At 36.5% G+C, this 12,448-nt stretch carries 12 protein-coding genes; 10 read left to right on the forward strand and 2 right to left on the reverse strand.

Going from position 1 to position 12,448, the window contains the following annotated elements; all coding sequences use genetic code 11:
* Window positions 1-55: 55 nt before the first annotated feature.
* The gene (gene radC / locus H5182_RS15635) at window positions 56-550 is read right to left on the reverse strand and encodes a DNA repair protein RadC (protein ID WP_182760285.1); all 495 of its coding nucleotides are present in this window, start codon (window positions 548-550) and stop codon (window positions 56-58) included.
* A 134-nt stretch (window positions 551-684) separates the two neighbouring features.
* Between radC and H5182_RS15640 the strand changes: the two genes are divergently transcribed.
* From H5182_RS15640 to H5182_RS15685, 10 genes are all read left to right on the forward strand, one after another.
* Complete coding sequence (locus tag H5182_RS15640; protein WP_182760286.1) at window positions 685-864, forward strand: AlpA family transcriptional regulator; 180 nt, start codon at window positions 685-687, stop codon at window positions 862-864.
* Window positions 864-2,126 (forward strand): bifunctional 2-polyprenyl-6-hydroxyphenol methylase/3-demethylubiquinol 3-O-methyltransferase UbiG, encoded by a 1,263-nt coding sequence (locus tag H5182_RS15645; protein WP_182760287.1) that lies wholly within the window; start codon window positions 864-866, stop codon window positions 2,124-2,126. The genes H5182_RS15640 and H5182_RS15645 overlap by 1 nt, the downstream gene beginning before the upstream one ends.
* A gap of 89 nt (window positions 2,127-2,215) precedes the next feature.
* Window positions 2,216-3,307, forward strand: a complete 1,092-nt coding sequence (locus tag H5182_RS15650) for a LuxR C-terminal-related transcriptional regulator (RefSeq protein ID WP_182760288.1) — start codon at window positions 2,216-2,218, stop codon at window positions 3,305-3,307.
* On the forward strand, window positions 3,295-4,296 hold the full coding sequence (locus H5182_RS22185; protein ID WP_220497098.1) for a helix-turn-helix transcriptional regulator: 1,002 nt from the start codon (window positions 3,295-3,297) through the stop codon (window positions 4,294-4,296). Before H5182_RS15650 ends, H5182_RS22185 begins: the two co-directional genes overlap by 13 nt.
* 149 nt (window positions 4,297-4,445) lie before the next feature.
* A complete protein-coding gene (locus H5182_RS15660; protein ID WP_182760289.1) occupies window positions 4,446-5,936 on the forward strand; it encodes a flagellin in 1,491 nt (496 codons plus the stop codon).
* A gap of 35 nt (window positions 5,937-5,971) precedes the next feature.
* A complete protein-coding gene (locus H5182_RS15665) occupies window positions 5,972-6,601 on the forward strand; it encodes an EcsC family protein (RefSeq protein WP_182760290.1) in 630 nt (209 codons plus the stop codon).
* Window positions 6,602-6,620: 19 nt separating this feature from the next.
* Window positions 6,621-7,049 (forward strand): hypothetical protein, encoded by a 429-nt coding sequence (locus tag H5182_RS15670; protein ID WP_182760291.1) that lies wholly within the window; start codon window positions 6,621-6,623, stop codon window positions 7,047-7,049.
* A 17-nt stretch (window positions 7,050-7,066) separates the two neighbouring features.
* Window positions 7,067-8,431, forward strand: a complete 1,365-nt coding sequence (locus tag H5182_RS15675) for a hypothetical protein (protein WP_182760292.1) — start codon at window positions 7,067-7,069, stop codon at window positions 8,429-8,431.
* Window positions 8,432-8,749: 318 nt separating this feature from the next.
* Window positions 8,750-9,646, forward strand: coding sequence for a hypothetical protein (locus H5182_RS15680; protein ID WP_182760293.1), 897 nt, complete (start codon window positions 8,750-8,752; stop codon window positions 9,644-9,646).
* 136 nt (window positions 9,647-9,782) lie between these two features.
* Window positions 9,783-11,351 carry a DNA cytosine methyltransferase gene (locus H5182_RS15685; RefSeq protein ID WP_182760294.1) on the forward strand — a complete coding sequence of 523 codons (1,569 nt, stop codon included), beginning with the start codon at window positions 9,783-9,785 and terminating at the stop codon, window positions 11,349-11,351.
* Here H5182_RS15685 and H5182_RS15690 read toward each other — a convergent pair.
* Window positions 11,348-12,181, reverse strand: a complete 834-nt coding sequence (locus tag H5182_RS15690; RefSeq protein WP_182760295.1) for a hypothetical protein — start codon at window positions 12,179-12,181, stop codon at window positions 11,348-11,350. The two genes, H5182_RS15685 and H5182_RS15690, sit on opposite strands and share 4 nt — an antisense overlap.
* Window positions 12,182-12,448 lie beyond the last annotated feature (267 nt).

Consider the following 12,448-nt stretch of genomic DNA (forward strand, 5'->3'; position numbering starts at 1 on the left):
CAATCGTATGAATAATAATTCTTATCGTATTGGTATTTAGCAATATATCCTCCTCTTAGTTATTACTGTCTAAATTCAGTAGCTGCCTTTCCGCAAAAGAAACACATGTTTCTCCTACGATAATGTGATCAAGCACTGTCACGTCTATTAGCGCTAAAGCACTTTCCAACTTCTTTGTAATGAGTTTGTCTGCCTGTGATGGTGTGGGATCACCTGAAGGGTGGTTATGAGCAAAGATAACGCTGGTGGCATTTTTATTAAGCACAGATTTAACTACCTCCCTTGGATAAACTGAAGCTGCATTAATAGTTCCAAAGAAGAGCTCTTGATAATCAATAATCCGATTTTGGCTATCCAAATATAACGCCGCGAATACTTCACGCTCATACGCACCGAGTTTTGCCTTTAAAAAGTCTATGGCTGTAGAGGGGCTGTTAAGCGCCCCTAGGCGAGCATACCTTTGCTGCATTATTTCAGCAGCTCTTTCTAAAATTTTATCTTCTAAACATTTAAATTGAGATTCGTATTGCTTGGTTTTAATTAAAGCCATTATCAGGTCCTCAGGTGAATGATTAATACCCCTCAGTGATATATGCCTTCAATATTTTGGATTTGGCCACCAGCTCAAAAAGTAACTTTCTACATAACTGACATATCTCTTGAACCTATAACGGAGATAGAAAAATGCGGTTAATTAAATTAAAAGAAGTTATACAAAAAACATCACTTGGCCATTCAAGTATTTATAAGTTTATTGCAGAAGGGTCTTTTCCAAAACAAGTATCGCTTGGTGCAAAATCGGTGGCCTGGCTTGAATCTGAAGTAGATGAGTGGATTGAAGAAAAAGTTAGGGGGAGAGGCTAATGAATCTTCCATTAAACAAAGATAAGGTATTGTCGCGCTTAGAGAAAGTGTTAAGCAACATTTCAGGGATTAAAGTTGTTACTGCGACAAATGATGAATTAAGAGTGTGCAACTTCTTAAAAGGTATATATCAACCTCTCTTCCCCGCAATCCAAGTCAATGAGACAGTCATCAATACTGATACATCAGTCTGTTTATACACTGAAGACGCAGTCGGTGTGATTACGAGTACGGTGTCAATATCATGGCTGAGCGGAGAGATAGTGCCTGAAGTATGGATGGAAAAGGCAGCTTTAATTAACAAAAATAATGACGTCACATTACAAGTTGGGCGGTTTTATATTGGAGGTGTGAAAGGGCAGTCGTTACTTAAATGGTATTTTAAATGTTTTGTGGAACTTGCTGATGCTCTAGAGATATCGACAATTACAGGTCTTGTTAAGAGCAAAGATGTACCTCTTCATGAAGCAAGGTTTAAGGCTGATGTATTAGCCAGGAATACTCAGCTTACCTTTGGTAGTGAGCACGAGTTTGCTTTGGTTCAGTGGCGTTTAAATAGCTTAGACAGTCGTTTTTATAACTGGCTTGGTATTGTTCAAAATACTAATCCTGAAACGTTTACAGCTCAAGACTGGGATGATTATGCGAGGCCGTTTTCCTCAGTGCAAACGCAAGTTCAGCAGGAGCTCCAGCAAGAGGCTGCGAAGCATCTAAAAGGCAACGTCGGTGATTTTGGTTGCGGCAGTGCAAAAGTAGGGGTGTTATTATCTGATAATGAAATAATTGAGTCTTACATTGGTATTGATGCATCGATAGAGATGATTAATATTGCTCGAGAATCAATCAAAAAAATGGAGCCAATAAACGAGCAAAGCGTTTATCATGGATTTATAGAAGACTACAATCTTACATCTTTCGATGGTGCTGTTAGCTTAAATAGCTATTATTCATGGCCAAACCCACTGGATACATTAAAACACATTTACAATTTAATTAAGGTAGGTGGTACTTTTGTTTTAGCTACACCAAACAAAAGATTAGACCTGATTTTATTAGATAAACAAGCAAAAAAGGAGTTAATAGGAAATCCTTTCTATAACAAGTTCAGAGAGTATAACTTGATGTTAATCAACGAGAGGGACGCAAACCTAGTTGAAATGACAGAGTTGATTAAGCAAGTGCAAAGTGTCGGTTTTAAAGTTGAAGCCTGTCACCAAGAGTTTTATTGCGGGGGCTTGAACTTCTTAGTTTTATCTAAGTGAATCTATAGCTGAGAAGGACCTCAGCAACTTACATTGGTATATAGTTTTAACCGGAGCCATGCTAATAAATAATTGACGAAAGCGATTGAATGCATACAGTTATGCTGTTTGGCGTAAAATTAGTACTTTGCTTCAATGGAGCTGTTATTCTTCATTTAGTTAAACGTTGTAATGTTATATTTAAAAAGGAATTTGCTTTGAGTGAACATGAAATAAGTTTGTGGCTGAAGTCGCTTTTTACGGCTTCTCAGGATAAAGGTATCGGGGAGTTTAAGGAGTACTGTTTTAAGCACTTGCAGAGTGTAATTCAATTCGATAGCGGACTCTGGACCACGCGTTCAGATATGTTCAATAAGGTCAATGTACACTGGGTAGATGATTCTTTCTTATTTAATCAGCCAGATGCATTTATGGAAAATTACTTCAGTATTGCAAGTACTGCTGACACTCCAGATTTATTGAATGAATATTTAATCAACCATCCAAATCAATTCATCGACTTATGGCAGGTTGTTTCAGTTGACGAGTGGCAGCGTTCTGTTTATTACTCTGAGCACTGTAAGCAATATGGTGTTGAAAATGCTTTAGCTGCTTTAGTTAGTAAAAGTGAGAATACATCAGTTAGCCATGCAATTAGTATCTACCGAAGTGATTTTGCTCTTAAGTTTACCGAACAAGAGCGGGAGCTGATAACCTTCCTATTACCATTTTTACTCCAAGCTTTTAGACTCAATTTATTGTATTCATTTATACCAAATAGTTCTGCAAGGGTAGTACGAGGGGTGGTTGACCGATTTGGTACTATTGTTGAGGCTCAGGAGCAGTTTATAAGCATAATGACTCATTGCGATGTATTAAATGATGGCGTTCTTGAATTAGAATCCCATGGAGGTATTACAGCATCATCAAGCTTTTGGTTGGATCGATATTTAATACAAATAGAACATGAAAAAGGTCTGTTTTTTATTAAGATCACTCTTCCTTTAGTTGAAGAACTGCTAAGCCCAAAAGAAATTGAGGTAAGTAAATTATTACTCAATGGATTGAGTAATAAAGATATCGCAAATTATTTGTGCCGAAGCCCTAATACGGTAAAAAACCAAGTTAATAGCATACTACAAAAGCTGAATGTAAGTACCCGAGAAGCTGCTGTATTAGCACTAATGGAATGGATGGTTTGAGTGTGCAGAGCATATCAAAATCTACACAATTTAATTATCAGAATACACTAAGTAAAATGTATGAAACGGCTCTCATTTACGGGCCAAGTTTGTTCCAACAAAAACTTAGTGAGCAACTAAGTGGAATGATGAGTTCATCTTGTCAAATTTGGGTCTATGAAAATAAGCATGACCCTGTGTGTCACTTTAGCAAATATTACTTCTATGAAGCGAAAAGCAGAATGCGAACATCAACCGCTGTAAAATTTTTACAGCGGGTCGCATCCTTTAGTAATTCGCAGGTAACGCTATTGTCCAACGATGAGTGGTCCGAAGTGTTATGTGATTATCCTGACTATCAACAATATAGCTCCCCAATAATTATAACGCTTAGCAGTAGTGATGAATTGCAAAGCATAATTCTTTTTCGTTTGAGTAGTGAAAATGAGTTTTGTAAAACTGATATTGAGGTTCTTGATTTTTTAGCACCTCATTTAGATGGTGCAATTGACATGAATATTAAGGAGTTTATTCGGTTTGGTTGGAAAGTAACAAGAAACCAAAGAGTAGTCTTTAATAGCCATGATGAGCTAATTGGGAAAACAGAGGAATTTGATAGCTTTTATAATAAGTTATGCACACTAGATAGCCGTTTTTCGCCCCTCTCAAATATATTAGCAAGTTCAGCTATATACAACATTGATTGTAAATTGAAAGTATCCATATCTAGCTTATCAGTTTACAGAGCGATCAGTATTATTGAATATGACTTTGGTATTGAGTCACTCTCAACGACGGAGTGGTCAGTATGTAAGCTTTTATTACTGACCTATTCTAACCAAGAAATAAAAAACACATTGGGTATTAGTGTTAAAACAGTGGAGGCACATATAAAACAGATAATGAATAAGCTAGGTACTTCCTCCCGTGCTGAGGTTATTAGCTATCTGTATTACTCAGGTTATGATCTAATTGAAAGTAACTTTAATGATGAACAAGTTAGATTTTAGTCCAAAACCCTTATTTTATTAATCCCACTCCCCCCTCATACTAAAAATCAATTCAATACCTTAAGTTATTTATATTAAAGAGCTTTCATGTAAGCAATGAAAGTTATCTTTATCAATATACATTAGATGGAAAGTGCTATAGGGATTTTATGCCATCGTTCATTAATAATGCAGCATCACTTTCTGCGAGAAATAACTTATCCAAGATACAACTAAAAGAACAAACAAGTTTAGAACGTTTATCATCTGGGTTGCGCATAAATAGTGCAAAAGATGATGCCGCTGGACTGCAAATTTCATCTCGTTTAACTTCCAATATTAATGCTAGTAATCAAGCAATAAGAAATACCTTCAATGGTATTTCTGTCACGCAGTCCGTTGATGGGGCATTGGAAGAGGTTGTTAATAATCTACAAAGAATGCGAACACTAACTATTAATGCTGGAAATGGTGCTAACACAGATATTGATGTTGATGCTATTTATAAGGAATTCTCGGCACTTCGAGACGAAATTGATAGAGTGGCTGAAGATACTACCTTTGCAGGTATTCCATTGCTTAATGGCACTTATCTTGATGATTTTCAGGTTGGCCAAGAAGCGCTCCAAACTATTCGGATTACAGATCTAAATACAAAAACGGAAAACCTAGGATCTTATGAGTGGGAGCCCAGAGCAATAAAGGTTATTAGTAGATATCCTGATGGTGGACTTAAATCTTTCGCTAGAGGATTAAATCTAGAGACTGCTTTTAATGCTGGGCCGCTGGTGGTTAATGGGCAGTCATTTACAGGTCCATATACAGACGTGGATGAACTTATTGAAGATATTAATTCTGCACCTCAATTGCCAAATCAGTCGCCATTAATCGCGGAGAAAGCTTCTGGGAATGGTGTATCTGGGCACGTTGACTTAAATCAGCTGCCGCACGTATTCCAAGTCAATGGTATTGATGTTCGGTGTGACAATATACCCGCATATGACCCAACAATTGTTTACCCTCCAAATAACCTTAGAAGTAGAGGGGAGGAAGGGTATTACTACGCAGAAGTACTTGATCGAGTTCGTAATGTAATGGTCAGTCAAGGGTTAAACTTTCATGGGGTATTCGATCCAAACTCAGATGAAAATAGTATTGGCTTTACTGGAAATTCCAACCCATTAGAGCTGAGGAACTTAAGTCCGCTTTTTCCAGATATAGATGATGGTATTTATACACCATTAATTCGTTTTGAGTCATTTGGCGATAAGTTTACGACGATGGAAGCTGAGCTGGAAGATAATGAAGCTTTCAATCTATATTCTGAAGATCGTATCAAATCCACAATAGATTCACTCACACTAGACTCGGAAGAAGAACGAGCTCGCTCACTACGTATTATTGATGTTGCTTTACAGCAGGTTTCAAATCAACGCAATACAATGGGGGCTACGCAGAATCGATTTGAATCCAGTGTTCGCAGGCAGGAAGTATCAAATACTAATTTATCAGCTGCAAGGCAAAGGATTCAGGATACTGACTTTGCGAGCGAAACTGCAAAGCTTACGCAAGCTCAGATCTTAGAAGAAGCTTCGACAACTATTTTGTCTCAAGCAAATGTCAGGGCAGAAAGTTTGCTCAGTTTATTGGAATATATTTAATCAAGTCTAAAAAATAATGCTTAGGAGAAAGTCAGTTGAGTGAGAAAGTATCTGAAGGAAAAATGATGCAAATGCTTGAATGGAGCTATGAAAAAGCTGTCAATGGTGTTGCTGGGTTAGATTCAGCAAGTGAACTAGCGCAGAGTTACATTAAAAGTAGTACTTCACGTAATGATCAAGCTAACTCATTAATCCGTTGGCAAAATACTAAAGCAGGTACATCAGGTTTCTTAACTGGTTTAGGCGGCATAATTACAATGCCAGTTACCATACCAGCAAACGTCGCAAGTGTAATTTTCGTGCAAATGAGAATGATAGCTGCAATTGCACATATTGGTGGTCATGACATTAAAGACGATCGCGTGAAAGCTCTTGTATATGCTTGTTTAACGGGTAATGCAGCTAAAGATATTCTTAAAGATATAGGGATCGTTGCCGGAACAAAACTCACAACGAGTGCTATTAAAAATATATCAGGAAAAACCATAGTAGCGATAAATCAAAAAGTAGGATTTCGTTTAGTCACTAAATTTGGAGAAAAAGGGGTTATTAATTTAGGAAAAGCAGTGCCATTTGTTGGTGGAATTATTGGCGCGACATTTGACTCTGTTGCAACTAATGCTATCGGAAATATCGCTAGAGATACGTTTATTACCGAAAAATAATTATACGAAGGGATTTAAAATGGGATTTTGGGATAAAGTAAAAAGTGCTGCAACTTCTGCAAAATGCTTAACAGGCTGGCATGCTGGTGACTACAGCCCTATGTCGGGCAAACCTCAGTGTAATGTTGAGAAGACATGCCCAGATTGCAATAAATATATAACAGCGATCAAGCATAAATTTAATGAGTGGCAATATATTAATTCGGTTCATAGCCATAAATGCGATTCATTTAGAAGCTGCATACATTGTGATGTTCAAGAAACTAAGAGGCTGCATGAGTTTAAAGAAAAAGGTAAAAACTCAAGTTGTAGAATAATTGAGCAGTGCTCAGTTTGCCACGAAGAGCAACTAGGAAGTACCTCACATAACTGGACGCAGCTCATGGGGCGCGACTTAAAGATTCAAGGAAAAAGAAAGTGTCGAGATTGCGGCACTGTTGAAAATTAATTGTTTGAGGTAAGAAAATGAATCTTCAAGGCTTGTATTTTACGACCGCACTAACTTTATTGTTAGTTGGTTGTGGTCAATCAGATATAGAGGCTCCACCTCTTCAAACTGAATCACCATATTTATGTTCTTCTATAAATGATTTGCGAATTATGAATGAACCTAGAAAAGCTCAGAAAATAGCAGAAATTAGCTTATCAATAATGGATAAAGAGTACGTAGGCGATTCACTTATTGAAGAGTTTCATAAATTACAGCTTAAAAAGCATGACTATAAGTATTATTTTTATCAAACGTTTTTTAAATTTTGCGAATCAAATGCTTCTTTAGGGGTTAACGAGGCTGCTTCACTAAGTCTTACAAAGCTATATGAAAATATCTCTTATAAGGCAGGCATGGCAACTTGTCGTTCGGTTAATGAAGGCATATTGGATTATGAAGATATATTAGAAGAAATTAAAAATCCAACAGTAATGTTTTCTGGAGTTTTTGTTCCTAGCATTAAAAGAGTTCAAAAAGATCCAAACTATGGAAATGATTTTATTCAAAATAATTTAGCTGATGAATGTGAAAAAAAACCAGCTGTTCGTATTTGGGATATGTTAGGCCATATAACAAAACCAATAGCAAAGAAACTTTGGGATAAAGATCAAAGTGCGTTAAGAGCTAAAAAGCGAGAAGAGCAAAAAGCTTTAGAAATGGAGCAAGAAGTTGCATATCAAGAAGATGTAATGAAATTTTCTAAAAGTCTCTTTGAGACTGGAGGGGCTACTTGTGAGCGATTTATGGATCAGTATTATGTAGCATTAATATCAGAAAATAAAAGTGAAGTTGATTTTGATTCTGTTCTTGGGGGTATGAAAGTAACTTTAGCTGAAGTCGCTAAAGGACTATTTCCCTATCAAAAACCAACTTTTGATTCAATACTAGCTACCAACCCTAAATCTCTAATGGAAGAGGTGTTTAATACTTGTAGATATCAGCGTTTTAATTTACTGGGTAGTTTGAGGAAAATAAGCAAGATTGATAGCTTAAAAGATCCTATCGAAATAGAACTGGAAAACCTATATAGAGAAAAAAATGATGCCTCCTCTATGAAGGCGTGGGATCAATATAAAATGTGCAGGGCAAGAAATTTTAAAGAAACAGTTTGTTTTAATGAATCAAATTCCTATTATTTATATTACTTAACAGAATCAAAAATTAAAGACCTTAGAAGGCAACTTGTACATTTACAAAATAGAATTAATAGAAGAGTACCAAGCGATGAGATGAATACAGAATTAAGATCTTTAGAGAAAGCTTTACTGGAATCAAGGAACTTTATAACAGAGCTTGAGAGTAAAGCTATTAGTACTAGCTCTATTATTCATCGTAACTAACAGCTCTGAATCGCCCCGTTTTTGTCAGAGACGTATAATACACAAACGTGCTCACCCATATGAAAGCAAAAACTAGGGCATTGTGAAATCAATCTTAAGTACTAGCTCATTTCTTCTCTGAAGTTTTAATCGATGCACTCAAATGAAGTGCATCGAATTATGCTTCCACGGCCTTAATTTAAGTAAGCATCAGGGCTAGTAGTCTACCCAGCCAACTAAACGTTTTGTGAAAACAAAAAGCGTATTATCTAAAAATATAAAGCATTGATTTTTTACTTGGTTATCTGTGTAATGAACTCAGACAAAAAGGAGAATTAAATGAATGCTATAGAGCAATTACGAGAAAATGTAATTTCAGATTTACTGGATTTAAGTACGATGAAAAATGTTTGGCCAATATGGTCTATTGAAATATCCAAACATATATCAAGTTACCCCCCAACAAATAAGGAACTAAGGAATTTAGGAAATAACCTTTACACTATTTTTAAAGGTACATCGAGCGGTACGCGATCTCAGAACGAAGTTTCAGGAGGAGGAGCTGCCTGGGAGGGGTTGGTTTGTTGGTATTTAAATTTGTGCTTAATTGGAAGCAGAACTGTAATTATAAAATCGAAGAAAGCCCATATACCTGAAGCAATACAAAATGCGATAAGCGTAAATTACGGTAACTTTAAATCAAATACTGAAAGTGATTTACTAGCGATTACATTCCCTGACTCTCCAGAAATTACAGGGGAGTATAATGATGATTCAAAAAATGTCCTATCAAAGCTATCTCCGGTTGTTGAAAGTCGTTTCCATGAAACTGAATTAGTAGTTATACAGTGTAAAACTAACTGGAATGACAATGCTCAAATTCCAATGCTGTGGGATTTGATTTATTCATCGCAAGGCTTTCAGGGCGAAACTACTGTTGGAAGTAATGGCTATTCCCACAAGAAGCTGCAAAAGTTTTCATATGCCTTTGTAACAGTACCAACAGTTAATCCTGATAAAATAAAGAATACTTCAACTTGTGTAAAAAGAGTGCAGAATTTATCTGGAGGTAACTTTTGGGGGTTACCAAGTAAAACCGGTGTTGCGATGAACCTCGCTGAGATACTAGACAAGAATTTCCAAACTACATTGCAATCATATCAAAAAGGCTGGAACTCTGAAGTATCAAATGAGATTAGAGAGAAAAATACAAATGACTACTTCAAGGTTAAATGAGGTAGCGTCACTCATTTATATTTAGTTTTAGTATCTTAGTTAGCTACCCCAAGTCAGTCAAACCTTTTCATAGCCCTGGACTTAGCTTCAGGGTTGCGTTAAACTGTTAGCTATTAAAGTTTCGGAGTATTTATTTGTGCGGCATATTGAGCTGTTTGCTGGCTGTGGCGGCCTTTCATTAGGTTTAGAAAGTGTGGGTTTTGAGTTTGTCTTAGGCAATGAATTATCACCTATGGCAGCAGAGACGTTTGCTTATAATTTCTTTAATGAAAATTTAAGCGATCTAGCTAAAGCCCAAGCAAAGCCGAAGCGAGTGAAGTGGATTAATAGCCATAATGATGACTTGAATGCTAGGTTACGAGAAAACCCTTTTGAGTTTCCTACGATTGATGAGAGTAGTTACAGCGATTTACCTGTTGATGTTTGTGAATACGAAGGCAAGTTATTGGTTGGTAGTGTAAGAGAGCTAAACACCCTTTTATCACAACGACCGGAGCTTGCTGATGCGTTACATAATAGTTTCGGTAAAGGTGAGTTAACACTTGTTTCAGGTGGTCCACCTTGTCAGAGCTTTAGTATGGCAGGTGCACGTAAAAAAGACTGTGAAAAAAATACCTTACCTTTGGAGTTTGTTTCTTTTGTAGAGCGCACTAGACCACGTTTCGCGTTACTTGAAAACGTAACCGGCATTTTAAGAGCGTTCCAAGACGATGATGGTAACAAGTATCACGCATGGTATGAAGTCGCGAAAGCTTTCGCTTCTATCGGGTATGTACCGCTTTGTCTCCACGTTAACGCTCGTTATGTAGGCATTGCACAAAATAGACCTCGTTTTATTCTTATAGCTATTCGACAAGATGTTCATGAAGTTATTTTAGAAGCGCAGCATTTGAATGAGCAAAGCCTTAGTCTACTCGCGTCATCCTTACCGTTTTTCAATATGGTACAAAGGAAAGGTGCTGAATTAGAATTTGGTCATTTAGATTACTTTGATGTAGATAAACAACTAGAGGTTTTTGAAGGAAGCTTTTTAGCTGAGCTAGTAAATGGTGCTCAGGTTTCTGTTAGTGAGGCAATTGATGATCTTCGAGGTGAAGGTATAGAGCCATCTAACTTTGTTACTCAACTTAACAGCACCTTTGAATTGCCAGATAGAGGCGTTACTCCAAACCACGATAAACGTGCGAATGGTGAACTTGTGCAAAGGCGCTTTAGGCTTTATCAGGTGTTACAACAAGTCGGTAGTAAAGCTATAAGCAAAGAAGTATTTGCTATTTTAAAAAGCGAATCTACAATCCTTAGCAATGACGCATGGGCAGCACTATCTAAGTATGAGTATTTAAATTTAGATGGTGAATTAGAGCTTATTAAAAGCCTTCAAGAGTTTATTAGTTATCTGAAACTCCACCCAACTAAAAAGCAAACTCAAAAAGCATTGTCCCCTAATTTACCTGCTCCGGCAGCTTTATCTATTCCTGATGATGCATGTCATTATCATGAAGATGAACTTCGTACACTTACCGTAAGAGAAATGGCGCGTATACAGTCTTTTCCTGATAACTTCGAGTTTCGTTCTAAAGTTACTACTGGCGGTAAAATGAGGCGTTATGAAGTACCTCAGTATACGCAGGTTGGTAATGCTGTGCCTCCATTGTTAGGTAGGAAGTTAGGGATAATTATTAAAAGTTTAAGCGTATTACTTTAGGGGAGATGTTGTTCAAAATGCCTTATTAGAATGGGATGTTGAGACATTGCTTTTTGCAAGCAAATAGTCCAATCATTATTATGTAGCTTTTCATTCAAAATAATATTATTTTTTAGCATGTCTAAGATATCTACCCTTCTTAGTAGTGATTTTTTAATCCACTCTAAGTAAGTTCTCTCAGCATGTTCTATTGCATATTTTCTTATTTCTAATGATTGTATATGTAACTTAACTCTTTTTTGAGTTTTTACGGAGTAATGCGGAGGGATTTTTATTTCCAAGCTAATTTCAAACTGTTTTATATCTAGTGGATTAGGGATGTTTATCGAGAATTCTAATTCAAGTTTAGATAACACACTTGAGTAGATGGGGTGAATAAATTTAGGAGATGAGTTTTTTATACAGAAATAACTTTCGCTTTTTTTAGATGAGCAAGCACTACATTGGTTAACCAAGTTGTTTTTTAGCAAAGAGTATTCAGGCCACCGGTTCTTGGGTAAAAAATGGTCTAAAATTCTTGGGTAGCCAGGCCTGCCACAAAAGGGGCATTGAGAAAGTTCGTCATTTTCTCTTCTTGCTTTTATTTGGATACCCAAATCTTTTGGGGGGGATGTATAGTAGCTTTTTAGTATAGCACTATGAGCTAAAACTGCAGATGTTTGGGGTTCCGAAGCTTGGTTTCTTAGTAGCTTTTCATACTTATTATAATAAAACTTTATAATTGGCTTTAATTCTTTAAGTTGATCTACTGTATCTTTATTACTATTTATTGCTAGCTCTAGCCAGTCATCACTTCCTTTTCTAGTTCTTAATCCTTTTACATCAATCATTTGAATTTTCTTGTCTCTTTAATTGGTAAAGGTAGGTCAGTGCTTCATCACCCACTGACTTGCTCAAATTTTCTATAGCTTCTTGAGGAGATTTGAATTTTTCTGAGGTTATTAATTTCTCAATTAATTCTTGGAATGGTTTCGGAGTTTTTCAAGTTAGTTGTCGCATCAAGTTAAATTTTATGCCGCCCGCACTTCTTCTTTTTTCTCTGGATTCAAATTTACTTCATTGATCATTGTCCAATTTCGAGACTTTCCTGACCAACG

This window comes from Pseudoalteromonas sp. SG44-17 (assembly GCF_014164235.1).
Classification (GTDB): domain Bacteria; phylum Pseudomonadota; class Gammaproteobacteria; order Enterobacterales; family Alteromonadaceae; genus Pseudoalteromonas; species Pseudoalteromonas rhizosphaerae.